The sequence below is a fragment of the Plantactinospora sp. DSM 117369 genome, assembly GCF_053764795.1.
Genome location: NZ_CM132446.1, coordinates 288,037 through 303,210, shown reverse-complemented (window position 1 = coordinate 303,210; position 15,174 = coordinate 288,037). Strand labels below are relative to the sequence as shown.

The 15,174-nt window shown below is 71.2% G+C and carries 11 protein-coding genes; 4 read left to right on the top strand and 7 right to left on the bottom strand.

Annotated elements, in window-relative coordinates:
• Positions 1-71 precede the first annotated feature (71 nt).
• The gene (locus ACSMXO_RS01395; protein ID WP_455416438.1) at positions 72-1,919 is read right to left on the bottom strand and encodes a M48 family metalloprotease; all 1,848 of its coding nucleotides are present in this window, start codon (positions 1,917-1,919) and stop codon (positions 72-74) included.
• Between the two features lie 206 nt (positions 1,920-2,125).
• Here ACSMXO_RS01395 and ACSMXO_RS01390 point away from each other — a divergent pair, with 206 nt between their 5' ends.
• Positions 2,126-3,199 (top strand): PHP domain-containing protein, encoded by a 1,074-nt coding sequence (locus ACSMXO_RS01390; protein WP_455416437.1) that lies wholly within the window; start codon positions 2,126-2,128, stop codon positions 3,197-3,199.
• Here the strand turns inward: ACSMXO_RS01390 and ACSMXO_RS01385 are convergent.
• Entirely contained in the window at positions 3,185-4,159 is a 975-nt protein-coding gene (locus ACSMXO_RS01385; protein ID WP_455416436.1) for a DMT family transporter, read from the bottom strand. The genes ACSMXO_RS01390 and ACSMXO_RS01385 overlap by 15 nt on opposite strands.
• Positions 4,160-4,343: 184 nt before the next feature.
• On the opposite strand from ACSMXO_RS01385, the gene ACSMXO_RS01380 reads away from it, so the two are divergent.
• Positions 4,344-6,014 (top strand): DUF885 domain-containing protein, encoded by a 1,671-nt coding sequence (locus ACSMXO_RS01380; RefSeq protein WP_455416435.1) that lies wholly within the window; start codon positions 4,344-4,346, stop codon positions 6,012-6,014.
• Between the two features lie 115 nt (positions 6,015-6,129).
• Here the strand turns inward: ACSMXO_RS01380 and ACSMXO_RS01375 are convergent, their stop codons facing one another.
• Entirely contained in the window at positions 6,130-8,637 is a 2,508-nt protein-coding gene (locus ACSMXO_RS01375) for an ABC transporter permease (protein WP_455416434.1), read from the bottom strand.
• Between the two features lie 2 nt (positions 8,638-8,639).
• Positions 8,640-9,422, bottom strand: a complete 783-nt coding sequence (locus ACSMXO_RS01370; RefSeq protein WP_455419130.1) for an ABC transporter ATP-binding protein — start codon at positions 9,420-9,422, stop codon at positions 8,640-8,642.
• 215 nt (positions 9,423-9,637) lie between these two features.
• Here ACSMXO_RS01370 and ACSMXO_RS01365 point away from each other — a divergent pair, with 215 nt between their 5' ends.
• Positions 9,638-10,042, top strand: a complete 405-nt coding sequence (locus ACSMXO_RS01365) for an ArsR/SmtB family transcription factor (protein ID WP_346262159.1) — start codon at positions 9,638-9,640, stop codon at positions 10,040-10,042.
• Positions 10,032-10,298 carry a hypothetical protein gene (locus ACSMXO_RS01360; RefSeq protein ID WP_346262160.1) on the top strand — a complete coding sequence of 89 codons (267 nt, stop codon included), beginning with the start codon at positions 10,032-10,034 and terminating at the stop codon, positions 10,296-10,298. The genes ACSMXO_RS01365 and ACSMXO_RS01360 overlap by 11 nt, the downstream gene beginning before the upstream one ends.
• 142 nt (positions 10,299-10,440) lie before the next feature.
• Here ACSMXO_RS01360 and ACSMXO_RS01355 read toward each other — a convergent pair whose 3' ends face one another.
• The 3 genes from ACSMXO_RS01355 to ACSMXO_RS01345 form a co-directional block, all read right to left on the bottom strand.
• On the bottom strand, positions 10,441-12,474 hold the full coding sequence (locus ACSMXO_RS01355) for an ABC transporter ATP-binding protein (protein WP_455419129.1): 2,034 nt from the start codon (positions 12,472-12,474) through the stop codon (positions 10,441-10,443).
• A gap of 149 nt (positions 12,475-12,623) precedes the next feature.
• A complete protein-coding gene (locus ACSMXO_RS01350) occupies positions 12,624-14,357 on the bottom strand; it encodes an ABC transporter ATP-binding protein (protein WP_455416433.1) in 1,734 nt (577 codons plus the stop codon).
• 34 nt (positions 14,358-14,391) lie between these two features.
• Positions 14,392-15,129, bottom strand: a complete 738-nt coding sequence (locus ACSMXO_RS01345) for a TetR/AcrR family transcriptional regulator (RefSeq protein ID WP_455416432.1) — start codon at positions 15,127-15,129, stop codon at positions 14,392-14,394.
• Positions 15,130-15,174 lie beyond the last annotated feature (45 nt).

Sequence of the window (15,174 nt, the reverse complement as noted above, 5' to 3'; positions counted from 1 at the left end):
AGCGCCAGGGTACGGCGGCATTCCGGCGGCCGGCGAGCCGGTGACCGGGCCGGCCTGCCAGCTGGGCGGGGTCAGCGCTCGTCGAACGACTTGAGCGCCTCCAGCAGGGTGTCCCGACTGTTCTTCTCCAGCAGTTCGCTGCTCCACGCCTCCTGCAACGCCAGCCGGCGGCCGTCGTGCAGCACGAGCTCGGCCCTCAGCGGCACCTGCTTGCGGATCGTGGCACCGACAACCTCCTCGAACGGCAGGAACTGGTGCCGACCGGCCAGCTCGGCGACCGGGGCGGAGCTGACCAGTTCACGCAGCCGCTTCGTACCCTTGTCGGCCTTGCCCGGGTTGCCGACGAAGACCAGCCCGCGGTTGAGCATCAGCACGTCGTGGTCGACGCCGTCGACCTTGACGTTGGCGAGCGCGGCGAGCAGCCGGGCGCCGTTCGCGGTGGCCCGGCGCTGCACCACCCGGCCGTGCGCCGGGTCGATGCCGAGCGCGGTCAGCCGGGCGACCGCCTCGGGCAGGGTCTGCGCCGAGACGGCCAACTCGGCGATCTCGGCGAACGAGATCGGCCGGCCGTCCCGCCCGACCAGCTCGGCCGGCCCGGACCACGAGTGCTGCCACCAGGCCGCCTGCGCGCTCACCGCGGCGCTCTGCAACAGCGTCTCCATCGGCTCGGCGAACTTGCGGGCCGCCTCCCGACGGGTGGCGTCCGAGAAGAACTGCTCGGCGAACTCACCGAGCCTGCCCGCCTGCACGACCTGGAACAGCACCGGCAGCCCGGGCTCGGGCGCCCCGGTGAACCGGCCGAGCGCCCGGAAGACGGCGTCGGTCTGCCGCTGCACGCCCGCCGCGACCATCGCGTGGGTGAACTGCGGCCAGGGCAGCACCTTGCGGTCGCCGACCTCGACCGTCCGGTCCTGTAGCCGACGGCCGAGCGCGACGATGTCCGGGAGAAGCGCGTACCCGGGCCGGTTGTCGGCCGGCCGGCGTACGTCGGGGGCGGTGGCGATCGCCGAGATCCGCTCCGGGATCGGCGGGTGAGTGTCCCAGCGCGACCCGGCGGCGTCCGGCTCGTTGCCGCGCAGCTCCGCCAGTTCGGCCTGGCGGGCGGCGATCAGGGCGTAGAAGCCGCCGAAGAGGTCGTCCGGGACGAACCCGGCCTCCCAGCCGGGGTGGACGTACCGCTGGAAGTAAAAGCCCCAGGCGGCGTCGAGTACCGGCAGTTCACGCAGCGCGGACGCGGCGGCGGCCCGGCCGGCGACCTGCACGGATGCCTGGTCCGCCTCCAGCTCCTGCCGTCGCGAGGCGGCGTTGTCGACCAGCAGGTAGAGCCGGGCATAGCCCCTGAACACCCAGCCGACCGGGTTGCGGGGGCCGATCCGGCTGATGGTGCCGCCGAGGGCCAACCGACCCCGGTACGCCACCGCACCGAGCCGGGTGTGCCGGCCCGAGTAGTGCCCCAGCTCGTGGGCGAGTATCGAGCGGATCTGGTCGACGCTCATCGCCTGGAGCAGCGGGAGTCCGATGTAGAGGATGCGCCGGCCGCTGACCAGGCCGAGCAGCTTGGCGTCCTCGGTCACCGCCGCGTTGACCTCGGGCAGCAGCCGGATCTCGTCCGGCACCCGGGTGCCGACCACGCCCGCCAGCTCGTGCACCGTACGCCACAGCTCCGGGGCCTGGTCGGGGCCGACCGGTTGCCCTTCCGGCGGCTCCGGCCGGGCTCGGATGGCCTTCCAGAGCGCGACCGAGACCGCGCCGACCGTGGCCACAAAGAGCGGAAACACGATCTTCAGTGCGATCGCGCCGTTGAGTACCGTGCTGAGCCAGATGGCCAGGGCCACCGCGCCGCCCAACTGGACGAGCGCGACGACGTAGAACCCGGCGAGCATCACCACCGACGCCAGCGCGCGGAAAGTGGCGACCACGATTTGTCCTCCCCCGTCAGGTGCCTCCGCCCACCCTCCTGGTGCGGAGCGGCGGACGGACAGTACGACGAGGCACCGACACCGGCAACCCCGTTGCGTCTCCGCCGTGCGGTACCGGCCGGTCAGGACCGGCCGGCGAGTTCCCGCGCCGGCGCCGGCCGCTGACTAACCTGGTCACCCATGACCGAGCGGACCGAGGAGACGGCATGACCGGGCGCGACCCCCTCGCCGACCTGCGTCGGATCGCCTTCCTGCTGGAACGGGCGAACGAGGCCAGCTTCCGGGTCAAGGCGTTCCGGTCGGCGGCCAAAACCCTGGCCGAGCTGCCCGCCGAGGAGCTGGCGACCCGGGCCGAGGCCGGCACCCTGACCGAGCTCTCCGGCGTCGGCGACGTGACCGCGCGGACCGTCACCGAGTCGCTGCGCGGCGAGGAACCGGTCTATCTGCGCCGGTTGCTGGCCACCGAGGGACTCGACCTGGACGAGGAGGCCACCGCGCTGCGGGCGGCGCTGCGCGGCGACTGCCACACCCACTCCGACTGGTCGGACGGGGGTTCGCCGATCGAGGAGATGGCGCTCGCCGCCGTCGAACTGGGGCACGAATACCTGGTACTGACCGACCACTCGCCCCGGCTGACCGTGGCCCGGGGGCTGACCGCCGCCCGGCTGCGCAGACAGCTCGACTACGTCGCCGCGGTCAACGACGCGCTGCCGGAGGGCTTCCGGATCCTCACCGGCATCGAGGTCGACATCCTCGACGACGGCTCGCTGGACCAGGACGAGGAGTTGCTGGCCCGGCTGGACGTGGTGGTCGGCTCGGTGCACAGCAACCTGCGGGACCCGAAGGCCCGGATGACCAGGCGGATGCTGGCGGCGATCGCCAACCCGCACCTGGACATCCTCGGGCACTGCACCGGGCGGATGGTCGCCGCCCGGCCCCCCGGGGTGACCGGTCCCGGCGATCGGGGGCACCGGGCCCGTACCCGGCCGCCGAGCGACTTCGACGCCGACGCCGTCTTCGCCGCCTGCGCCGAGTACGACAAGGCCGTCGAGATCAACTCTCGCCCGGAGCGGCAGGACCCGCCGAAGCGGCTGATCCGGCTGGCCGTGGAGGCGGGCTGCCGGTTCGCCATCGACACCGACGCGCACGCACCGGGTCAACTCGACTGGCAGCGGTTCGGCTGTGAGCGGGCCGCCCGGTGCGGCGTACCGGCGGAGCGGGTCGTCAACACCTGGTCCGCCGACGCGCTGCTCGACTGGACCGGCTCACACCCGGGCTGACGGGGTCAGCTCTGGCGGCATGCCGGCCGGTACGGCGGGGCGGCGCCGCCGGCCGAACAGCCCCTGCGAGACCGCCACCCCGGCCAGCACGATCGCCGCACCGACCGGCTGGTACCAGGCCAGGTGCTCACCGAGCGCGAGCACCCCGATCAGCACCGCGAAGACCGGGATCACGTAGGTGACCGTCGATGCCGTGCTCGCGCCGGCCACCCGGATGTTGCGCAGGTTGATCACGAAGGCCAGGCCGGTACCGAGCGCGCCCAGTGCCAGCACGCTGGCGATCACCTCGCCGGAGAGGCTGGTCGGTGCCGGCGGGGCACCGGCGATCAGCGGCGCGGCGATCGCGAGTTGCGCCGTCGCCATCAGCAACTGCGCGGCCGAGAGCGACAGGCCGGACTCGGTCCGATCCGCGACGAACCGCTTCTGGTACGGGATGGCCACGCCGTAACAGGCCGCCGCCGCGAAACAGAGCAGTTGGCCGGTGAACTGGGCACCGCCGAGGCCCTGCCAGACGCCCAGCACCACCAGCACCCCGACGAAGCCCAGCCCGAGCCCCACCCCCCGGCGTACGGTCATCCGCTCGGTCCGGAACACCAGCACCGCCAGCGGCAGCACCACCAGTGGGGTGGTCGCGTTCCAGATGCCGGCGAGCATCGAGGAGACCCGCTGCTCGCCGTAGCCGAAGAGGGTGAACGGCAGGGCGACCCCGATCGCCGAGTAGAGCGCGGTGTGCAGCCACAGCACCGGATCCCGGGGAAGCCGGTCGCGGAGCACCGCCAGCACGACCAGCAGGGTGATCGCGCCCGCGCCGACCCGGCCGAGAGTGACGTAGACCGGGTGCATCTCCCGAATGCCGACCTTGATGAAGAGGAAGCTCGACCCCCAGATCGCGCCGAGGGCGAAGAAGCCCGGCAACCACGACTTGAGGGCGGACTTGTCAGGAGTGGTAGCGGCAGTCACCCCTGACACTTTGCAGCAGGGGGCCGACAAAATCTCGCGAGTTTCACCACGTGGTGGTGTAGCACACACCCCTCGGCCGCCCGGATCGGCACCGTCGGCGAGGGTGGAGGAGGTGCGGCGACCGGTGACCGGTGCCGGGGTATCGCGGATGAGTGGAGCCGGGTCCATCACGTAGGGTCGTGGCGTGGGACGAATCAACGAGTTGGCTGATCGCTATGTCGACGAGTGGGCCCGGCTCAATCCGATCGGCGCGACCTTCGTCGGCATCGGGGGGTACGACGACCAGCTCGGTGACCTCTCGCCGGAGGGCTTCGCGGCGCAGGCCGAGCTGACCCGGCGTACGCTCACCGCCCTCGACGCCACCGAGCCGGACTCCGAGGCGGAGCGGACCGCCAAGGAGGCGATGCAGGAGCGGCTCGGCCTGGAACTCGCCCGGTACGACGCGGGCGAGACGGCCAGCGAACTGAACGTCATCGCCAGCGGACTGCACGAACTCCGGCAGGTCTTCGACCTGATGCCGACCGAGGGCGCCGAGGCGGTCGGCAACATCGCCGCCCGGCTGGGCCAGTTCGCCGGGGCGCTCGACGCGTACAAGACGACCCTGCGTACCGCCGCCGGGGCTGGGCACGTCAGCTCCCGGGCGCAGATCGTCGAGGTCGCCAAGCAGTGTGACATCTGGACCGACCCGGACGGCGACAACTTCTTCCATTCCCTGGTCGAGCGGCTCCCCGCCGCCCCGGCGCTCGCCGCCGAGCTGCGCCGGGGCGCGGCCGCGGCCACCGCCGCCACGGCCGAGTTCGGGCACTTCCTGCGGGACGAACTCGCCCCGCTGGGCCGGGCCAAGCAGGCCGCCGGCCGGGACCGGTACGAACTCGCCTCGCAGTACTTCCTCGGCGCCCGCGTCGACCTGGCGGAGACGTACGCCTGGGGGTTCGAGGAGCTGGCCCGGTTGGAGGCCGAGATGCGCGCGGTGGCCGCGCAGATCGCCGGCCCGGGCGCCAGCATCGACGCGGCGGTGACCGCGCTGGACGCCGACCCGGCCCGGCGGATCCAGGGCAAGGAGGCGTTCCGGGACTGGATGCAGGCGCTGGCCGACAAGGCGATCGCCGAACTGCACGGCACCCACTTCGACATCCCCGAGCAGGTCCGCCGGATCGAGTGCTGCCTCGCGCCGACCAGCGACGGCGGGATCTACTACACCGGCCCGAGCGAGGACTTCTCGCGGCCGGGCCGGATGTGGTGGGCGGTGCCGCAGGGCATCACGGAGTTCTCCACCTGGCGCGAGGTGACCACGGTCTTCCACGAGGGCGTGCCCGGGCACCACCTCCAGGTGGCGCAGACCCAGGTCCGCGCCGGCCTGCTCAACCGGTGGCAGCGGCTGCTCTGCTGGACCTCCGGGCACGGCGAGGGCTGGGCGCTGTACGCGGAACGCCTGATGGACGAGCTCGGCTACCTCGCCGACCCGGGCGACAAGCTGGGCATGCTCGACGGGCAGGCGTTCCGGGCCGCCCGGGTGATCGTCGACATCGGGATGCACCTGGAGCTGGAGATTCCTCGGGACAACCCGTTCGGTTTCCGTCCCGGCGAGCGCTGGACCCCGGAGCTGGGCTGGGAGTTCATGCGGGCACACTGCCGGGTACCGGACGAGAACCTGCGCTTCGAGCTGAACCGCTACCTGGGGTGGCCGGGGCAGGCCCCGTCGTACAAGGTCGGTGAGCGGATCTGGTTGCAGGCGCGGGCGGACGCCCAGGCCCGCAAGGGCGCCGACTTCGACCTCAAGGAGTTCCACCGGGCCGCGCTCGACCTCGGCTCGCTCGGGCTCGACCCGCTCCAGGCCGCCCTCGCCAGACTCTGACTCGTCGAGATGGCCTGAGACGATTCGCGCACTACACATCTCCGGTACGCCGATTCAGCGGGCCAGGCGCCGGCCCGCACTGGCCCGCTGAGGATCGGGGACGGGAGCACGCTCGTTACTCTGCGCGCATGGCTTCGAGTACGTCGGTGCGGGCGGCTCGGCGGGCCGGCCACTGCGCGGCGACGACACCGGCGACTCCCATGGCCGCGAAGGCGCCCACTGCCAGGCTGAGTGGGATGGCGGCGTCGGTGACCGGGCGGGCGAGAACGGCGTGCTGGACCATCGCGCCGAGCAGTATTCCGACGGTGATGCCGAGTACGCCACCGACGGTGGCGATCAGCATCGACTCGACGGTGATCATCATGCGTACCTGGCGCCGGTGCATGCCGATGGCGCGTAGCAGGCCGACCTCGCCGGTGCGTTCCAGGACGGACAGCGCCAGGGTGTTGATGATCCCGAGAACGGCGATGACCAGTGCCAGGGCCAGCAGGGTGGTGGCGATCCGGATGAGGATGGCGAAGGCGCCGGCTTCTTCGGCGGCGTACTGCGCCGGCGTGTAGAGGCGTACGTCCGGGCGGTCGGCGAGCGCGGCTTCCAGCCCGGAGCGCAGCTCCGACTCGTTGTCGTCCGCGCCGATGACCACGGTGTCGCCGTTGCCGGGTCGGAAGTGCCGTTCGGCGAAGTCGTCGGAGACGAGTAGCCCGTCGCCGAGTAGGGCGGCATCGGCGTAGAGGCCGGTGATGGCGACCTTCACCCGTTGACCGTTGAGGGTCAGGTCGACCGAGTCACCCACCGACCAATCGCGCTCCGCGGCCAGGGACTCGTGGGCGAGAGCGCCGGTGGCCAGGCCGTCGGGCGTACCGGTGGCCAGCTCCAGGTTGAGCAGCGAGCCGAGGGCGGCCGGGTTGACCGCGGTCAGGGGGAAGCCCTCCTCACCGGTGCCGGCTGTCTCGCGGCGTATCGGGGCGGCCGAGGTGACGCCGGCCACGGCCCGGATCCGGGCCAGCGTGGCCTCGCTGATCTGCCCGCCGCCGATGTTCGCCGCCAGGAAGGGTGCCCGGACGGTCCGTTCGACGACGGTCCGGTCCGCCTCCGTGGCGCTGGCGGCGAACACGGCGATGCCGGTGGCCAGCGCCACGCCGACCATCAGCGCAGAGACGGTCGCTGCGGTCCGGCGGGGGTTGCGCATCACGTTCTCGACGGCGAGCCGCGGCAGCAGCCGGTGCCTGATCGGTGCCGCGACCAGACGCAGTATCACCCGGGCCAGCCCCGCGGCGAGCAGCACGACGGCGATGAGCATGGTGAAGGCGCCGACGACTCCGGCCACGGTGAACGGCGGCCTGTTTCCGAGCAGGCCGAGCAGGCAGAAGAGCGTGCCGATGCTGGCGAGGCCCAGCCCGAGGATGGTGCGTACCCGCATGGCCTTGGGGACGAGGACGATGTCGCCGTGCAGAGCCGTGACGGGTGGCACGGCGGCGGCCCGGCGGGCGGGCAGCCACGCCGCGAGGACCGTGACCAGGACGCCGACGGCGAGGCTCGACAGTACGGCCCGGGGCGTGACGTGGAGGGTGTTCCCGAGGACGGGATCCCGCCCCGCGGCAAAGTCGATCATGGGTAGGGCGAGGCCAACGCCCACCAGCATGCCCACCGCGGTGGCGAGCACGCCGATCCCGGCCGCCTCGACCAGCACCAACATCGTGATCTGGCGGCGGGTGGCACCGATCGCCCGGAGCATGCCGAACTCGCGGGCACGCCGCCCGACCAGCATGGCGAACGTGTTGGCGATCAGGGTCGCCCCGATCAGCAGGGCGACCAGGGTGAAGGAGAGCAGGATCTGGGCGGTGGTGCCCGCGTCACTCTCCTCCTGCTGGCGCGACTGCTCGGCGAGGAGAGCACCGTCGTGCGCCACGAGCCCGGCGGGCAGTGTGGCGGCGACGGCGTCCCGGAGCTGGCGGGTGGAGACACCGGGTGCCGCGGTGAGTTCCACCGAGGTGAACGTGTTCGGTTGCTGGAGGACCCGTTGCGCGGTGGTGGTGTCGAACGCGAGGGCGGGTGCGCGGCCGGGACCGTCCCGGAGGGCGGGCTGGTAGAGATAGATCCCCACCACGGTGACCTCTTCGGCACCGGACCCGTGCAGTGCGGTGGTCCGGGTTCCGGGAGTCAGCTCACCGTTGCGGGCGGCGACCTGCTCGACCGCGATCTCGCCCGGCCCGGCCGGCGCGCGTCCCTCCACCAGCCGCAGTCGGGGGGTCTCGCTCCAGTTCGTACCGATGAGATCGTTGGCGAACCCGGCCGGCCGGACGACCTTGCCGTCCTGGCCGACCACGGCCGCGTACCCGTCGACGATGCCGTCGGTCGCGGCGACTCCGGGAATGGCCGCCAAGCGGGGAAGCTGCGCCGCCGGCAGCAGGGTCGGGCGGGCGTCGTACTCGACTTCCTCGCCTCCGGGGGAGGGCGCCACCAGCACCGCCACATCGGTGCGGATGGCACGGGCGCCGGCCCCGATGCTGTCGGCGAAGAAGAGGGTGCCGGACGCGAACGCGACACCGAGCACGACCGTGATGAACGTCAGCACCAGCCGCCCACGCTGGGCCAGCAGATTGCGTACTCCGATCAGCCACATGGTCAGGACCGTCCCTGGTCGAGCGCGGCGAGTCGGTGCAGCACCTGCTCGACGGTGGGTGTGGGCAGGTGGTCACGCAGCCGACCGTCGGCGAGGAACAGGACCTCGTCGGCGCGGGCCGCAGCGGCGGGGTCGTGGGTCACCATCACCACCGTCTGGCGATCCTCGTCGACGAAATGGCGTATCAGACCCAGCAGGTCGGCACCGGTACGGGAGTCGAGGTTGCCGGTCGGCTCGTCGGCGAACACCACCCGGGGCCGGGTCACCAGTGCCCGGGCGAGCGCCACCCGCTGCTGCTGTCCGCCGGACAACTCCGCCGGGCGGTGCCGTAGCCGCTGGGACAGCCCGAGTGCGTTCACCAGCGACCTGAGCAGACCCCGATCGGGACGTCGCCCGGCAATGGCCAGCGGCAGGGTGATGTTCTCGACGGCGGTGAGCGTCGGCACCAGGTTGAAGGACTGGAACACGAACCCGATCTCGCGGCGACGCAACTCGGTCAGCGCCGAGTCGGAGAGGCTCTCCAACGCGGTGTCGCCGAGGTACACGGAGCCCTGTGACGGCCGATCGAGCCCCGCGAGGCAATGCAGCAGGGTCGACTTGCCCGATCCCGACGGCCCCATGATGGCGGTGAACCGGCCGGCCGGGATTCGTACGTCGACGTTGTCGAGCGCCACGACCTGCCCCGAACCGCTGCCGTAGACCTTGCTCAGCCCGGCCGCCCGGGCGGCCGGTAGGCCCGCCGCTCCGGGAGCCGGCCGGCTCTGCACAGGGACGACCTGATCCATCATCGTCTGCCTCTCGTCCTCACCACTGGGTGACCGTGGTGTCCCGCGCCCGGGTCCGACGCGTGGCCATCGCCATCGGTCCCCTCAAACGCGTTGCTTTGCGTGCGCAAGCCTTCGTTGGCACTGCAAATTGAGATTTGCACACCTCCTTCGCGGGCGTCAACTCACCCGGCCGTTTGACGACCCACCCGAGATACGCCATGATGCGTTGGCATATGCCAAGCAGAGTTCCAGGTGACGGCGAGCTCACCGGCGACGAGCTGCTGAAACTGCTCGCAACACTGGCGAATCCCCACCGGATGAGGATCATCGCTGCCCTGGTCGGTGGGCGGTTCTACGTGAGCGAACTGGCCCGGGAGCTCGGCATCAGCCGCCCGCTCCTACAGGCACACCTGCGGCGCATGCAAGCAGTCGGGCTGGTGTCGGCCACCGTCGAGCTCGATGCCGACGGGAGGGCCATGAAGTACTACGAACTGAGCCCCTTCGTGATCCGTCTCGATGCGCGCATCCTGGCAGCGGCCGTCGGCACGCTCACGCTGCCGGCCCGAGACGCAACCGAACCCGAGCAGGAGAAGCCGGCGCGGAGGCGTCGGACGAAGGAGGGACCTGATGGACTCTGACGCGTGGTCCATGACCCTGGTGCTCGCCATCTTCACGCTGGTGACTGCCGTGGTGGTTGTCGTCATCTGGCAGGTCTTCGCCACCTGGCGTGCCAAGACGGTCCAGAGCCACGAACAGGAGTACCGGAAGCTCGCCCAGACCGTCGCCGCCACGCAGCAGACCATCGCGCAGCACCTCGACGACACCTCCACACAGCTTGCCGACCTACACGACCGGCTCACCGCCGTGGAGCGACTGCTCCGTGAGGTTGACTAGACGCGTCGTCCCCGTGGATCACCGTCCACACGCCCGACCACGCCACCTGATAACCGGGGCTCCCCGGGCAGCGGCCCACCCCGCACCCGGGGGAGCGGGGTGGGCTTGATCGGCTGGTGAGGCCGAGACAGCCGGCCGGCCGTCAGCCTCGCTGTCGGGGGGCTCCGGCGGCTACGCCGCCCGGCCCGGCCGCCACGGCCGGCTCCACGTCGGCGACCGGCTGGGAGAACTGCGCGTGGTAAAGCCGGTGGTACGCGCCCTGCGCGGCCAGCAGTTCGGCGTGGCTGCCCTGCTCGACGATCCGGCCGCTCTCCATCACCAGGATCAGGTCGGCGTCCCGGATGGTCGACAGGCGGTGCGCGATCACGAAGCTGGTCCGGTCCGCCCGCAGCGCCGCCATCGCCCGCTGGAGCAGCACCTCGGTACGGGTGTCCACCGAACTCGTCGCCTCGTCCAGGATCAGCAGCGACGGGTCGGCCAGGAACGCTCGGGCGATGGTGATGAGCTGCTTCTCGCCCGCGCTGACGTTGTTGCCCTCCTCGTCGATGACCGTGTCGTAGCCGTCCGGCAGGCTGCGGACGAACCGGTCGACGAAGGTCGCCCGAGCCGCCGCGAGGATCTCCTCCTCGGTCGCCTCCGGGTTGCCGTACGCGATGTTGTCCCGGATCGTCCCGCCGAACAGCCAGGTGTCCTGGAGCACCATGCCGATCTCGCCGCGCAGGGTGTCCCGGCGCAGTTCGGTGAGGTCGACCCCGTCCAGGGTGATCCGTCCGGCGTCCAGCTCGTAGAAGCGCATCACCAGGTTGACCAGGGTGGTCTTGCCGGCCCCGGTCGGCCCGACGATCGCCACCGTGTGACCCGGCTCGGCGACCAGCGACAGGTCGTCGATCAGCGGCTTGTCCGGCTCGTACCGGAAGGAGACGTGCGCGAACTCGACCCGGCCGTGCCGCTGCGTGAGCCGGGCCGGCTCGGCCGGGTCGGGGCTCTGCTCGTCGGCGTCCAGGACGTCGAAGACCCGCTCCGCCGAGGCGACCCCGGACTGGAGCAGGTTCGCCATCGCGGCGACCTGGGTCAGTGGCTGGGTGAACTGCCGGGAGTACTGGATGAACGCCTGTACGTCGCCGAGGGTCATCGCCCCGGACGCGACCCGCAGCCCGCCGATCACCGCGATCAGCACGTAGCTCAGGTTTCCGATGAACATCATCGACGGCATGATGATGCCGGAGACGAACTGGGCGGCGAAGCTGGCCTTGAACAGTTCCTCGTTCTTCGCGCCGAAGGCCGCCTCGACCTCGCGCTGCCGGCCGAAGACCTTCACCAGCTCGTGCCCGGTGAACGCCTCCTCGATCTGGCCGTTCAGCGCGCCGGTGTGCGTCCACTGCGCGATGAACTGCTTCTGCGACCGCTTGGCGATCTGCTTGGTGACCAGCACCGACGCCGGTACCGCGATCAGCGCGACCACGGCCAGCAGCGGCGAGATCCAGAACATCACCCCCAGTACGCCGATCACGGTGAGCAGCGAGGTGAGCAACTGGCTGAGGGTCTGTTGCAGGGTCTGCGAGATGTTGTCGATGTCGTTGGTGACCCGGCTGAGCAGCTCACCCCGGGGCTGGCCGTCGAAGTAGGGCAGCGGCAGCCGGTTGAGCTTCGCCTCCACGTCCGACCGCAACTGCCGGATGGTGCTCTGCACCGCGCCGTTGAGGATGTAGCCCTGGAGCCAGCCGAGCAGGCTGGCGGCGAGGAAGAGCAGTACCGCCAGCAGCAGGATCCGGGCGAGCCGCTCGAAGTCGATGCCGACGCCGGGGATGACGTCCATCTTCAGCAGCAGCTCGGCGAAGCCGTCGTTGCCGGCCGCCCGGGCGCCCTCGGCAGCCTGCTCCGCGGTGGTCCCGGCCGGTAGCTGGTTGCCGATCAGTCCGGAGAAGATCACGTCGGTGGCGTACCCGAGGATCTTCGGCCCGGCCACCGACAGCCCGACACTGACGATCGCCAGCAGGATCACCGCGATCAGCGACAGCCGGTGCGGCCGGAGCAGACCCAGCAGCCGCCGGGCCGACGGCCCGAAGTTCATCGACTTCTCGGCCGGCATGCCGGCGGTGGCCCATCCCGGACCGCCCCGGGCGGCGCCGCCGCCCGGCAGCCGGGCCGGTGTGGCCCGGGCCGTCTTCTGGTTCATCGCCCCACCCTGGGTGTCGTGGTCCGCCGGCCGGCCGTCGGCGCCGGCACCCCGCCCGTGCTGCTCGGCGTTCCCGTTCTGCTCGGCGTTCGCGCTCTGCTCGCCGTTCCCGTTCTGCTCGGCATGTCCGGGCTGCTCGCTCCGCTCGGTCATGCCGTCACCTCGACGGTGAGCTGGGACTCGACGATCTCGGCGTAGGTCGGACAGCTCTCCAGGAGTTCGGTGTGCCGGCCGGCGCCGACCACCGCCCCGTCCTCCAGCACGATGATCTGGTCGGCGTCCAGGATCGTGGAGACCCGCTGCGCCACGATCACCACTGCGGCGTCCGCGGTGACCGGCCGCAGCGCGGCCCGCAGCCGGGCGTCGGTGCCGAGGTCGAGTGCGGAGAACGAGTCGTCGAAGAGGTAGATCTCCGGGCGGCGGACCAGGGCTCGGGCGATCGCCAGCCGCTGCCGCTGCCCACCGGAGAGGTTCGTCCCGCCCTGGGCCACCGGAGCGTTCAGCCCCTCCGGCAGCGCCTCGACGAAATCGCGGGCCTGGGCGATCTCCAGGCTGGCCCAGAGTTCCTCGTCGGTCGCGTCCGGTTTCCCGTACCGGAGGTTGCTGGCGACGGTGCCGGAGAAGAGGTACGGCCGCTGCGGCACCAGGCCGATCCGGTCCCAGAGCAGATCGGGATCCAGTTCCCGGACGTCGACCCCGTCGACCAGGACCGCCCCGCCGGTGACGTCGAAGAGCCGGGGTACCAGCCCGAGCAGTGTCGTCTTGCCCGCACCCGTGCTACCGATGATCGCCGTCGTCTGGCCGGCCCGGGCCCGGAACGAGATGTCCCGGAGTACCGGTGCCGCCGCGCCCGGGTACTGGAACCGGACGTTGCGCAGCTCCAGCTCGCCCCGGCCGTGGACCTCGCGGACCGGCTCCGTCGGCAGGACGACGGACGACCCGGTCCGCAGCACCTCCATGATCCGCTCGGCGCAGACCGCCGCCCGGGGCACCATGATCAACATGAAGGTCGCCATCATGACGGACATCAGGATGAACATCAGATAACTCAGGAAGGCGGTCAGCGCCCCGATCTGGATCTGCCCCGACTCGATCCGGTGCGCGCCGAACCACAGCACCGCCACGCTCGACAGGTTGAGCACCAGCATCACGATCGGGAAGATCAGCGCGGTCAGCCGGCCGACCCGCAGCGCGGTGTTGGTCAGGTCCTCGTTCGCCGCCTCGAACCGCCGGGTCTCGTACGGCTCCCGGACGAACGCCCGGACCACCCGGATGCCGGTGATCTGCTCCCGGAGTACCCGGTTGACGGTGTCGATCCGGGTCTGCATCAGCCGGAACTGCGGCACCATCCGGCGGATCACCAGACCGATCGCCAGCACCAGCACCGGTACGCAGACCAGCATCAGCCAGGAGAGACCGACGTCCTCGCGCAGCGCCATGATCACACCACCGAACAGGGTGATCGGCGCCGCGACCAGCATCGTGCAGGTCACCACGACCAGCATCTGCACCTGCTGCACGTCGTTGGTGGTGCGGGTGATCAGCGAGGGTGCCCCGAACTGGCCGACCTCCCGGCCGGAAAAGCCCATCACCCGATGGAAGATCGCCCCGCGTACGTCCCGACCGAAGCTCATCGCCGTCCGGGCTCCGAAGTAGACCGCGGCGATCGAGCAGGCGATCTGCGCCAGGGTGACCAGCAGCATCCACCCCCCGGTGCTGACGATGTAGCCGGTGTCACCCCGGGCGATGCCCTTGTCGATGATGTCGGCGTTGAGACTGGGCAGGTAGAGCGAGGCCATGGTGCCGATGAGTTGCAGCAGCACCACGGCGGCGAGCGGTCGGCCGTACGGCCGAAGATAGGTATGCAGTAGTCGGGTCAGCATCGACGACCCCCCGAATCGAGGACGCGGTGACCGGTCATGGCCGGTCCGGTCGGTTGTGGTCAGCATGGTGCCCCGAGCCGGGCCCCTCGGCCGGTCGACCGGGCTCGGCCGCTCCACCAGGCTCGGGCGCCTGGTCGGGACGGGCCGGTCGGTCGGGCTCCGCGGGCTCGGGCTGCCGTACGCCGTCGAGCAGCACGGCGGCGATCATCTCGGGACTGAGCGGTTCGTTGTCGGTGATCCGGGGGTGCGAGCCGGCGAAGGTCAGCAGTCGCAGCAGCCGGGCCACCTCGGGTAGCGGATAGCGGAAGCGGTCGGCGTCCGGCTCCAGCACCCGGACGACGGCCTGGTGGATCTCCTCGTTCGGCGGGTGGAGCTTGCCCGTCCCGGTCGGCTGGCCCGTCGAGCCCTCCGGCGGGCCGTGCATGCCGACGGAGTGCAGCAGATTGAAGATGCTGGTGAGCCGGCGCTGGAGGATCGCGGCCAGCTCGGTGAGCCGCTCCGGCAACGGTGTCGCCAGGTCGAGCGCGGCCAGCTCGTCCAGCAGCGGGGCCGGGTCGAGTGCGGTCTCGACGGCCACCCGGACCAGCCCGTCCTTGTGCGGAAAGACCCGGAAGATGGTGCCCTCGGCCACCCCGGCCGCCTCGGCGATCTGCCGGGTGGTGACCTTGACGCCATGCTCGGTGATCAGGGCCAGGGTCGCCGTGATCAGCGCGGCCCGCCGCTCCTCCGGCGGGAGCGGCCGGGCCCGGCCCGAGGGAGTCTGCGAGTTCACGGCGGCAACACTAATGAGTGAGCGACTCACTCACAAGCGATTTAC

What these genes read in the sequence shown, in the direction of transcription:
- ACSMXO_RS01360 (WP_346262160.1), top strand. Translation starts at nt 10,032, where the DNA reads ATGGACTCTGACGCGTGGTCCATGACCCTGGTGCTCGCCATCTTCACG.
- ACSMXO_RS01350 (WP_455416433.1), bottom strand. Translation starts at nt 14,357, where the DNA reads ATGCTGACCCGACTACTGCATACCTATCTTCGGCCGTACGGCCGACCG.
- ACSMXO_RS01365 (WP_346262159.1), top strand. Translation starts at nt 9,638, where the DNA reads ATGCCAAGCAGAGTTCCAGGTGACGGCGAGCTCACCGGCGACGAGCTG.
- ACSMXO_RS01355 (WP_455419129.1), bottom strand. Translation starts at nt 12,474, where the DNA reads ATGAACCAGAAGACGGCCCGGGCCACACCGGCCCGGCTGCCGGGCGGC.
- ACSMXO_RS01390 (WP_455416437.1), top strand. Translation starts at nt 2,126, where the DNA reads ATGACCGGGCGCGACCCCCTCGCCGACCTGCGTCGGATCGCCTTCCTG.
- ACSMXO_RS01370 (WP_455419130.1), bottom strand. Translation starts at nt 9,422, where the DNA reads ATGGATCAGGTCGTCCCTGTGCAGAGCCGGCCGGCTCCCGGAGCGGCG.
- ACSMXO_RS01375 (WP_455416434.1), bottom strand. Translation starts at nt 8,637, where the DNA reads ATGTGGCTGATCGGAGTACGCAATCTGCTGGCCCAGCGTGGGCGGCTG.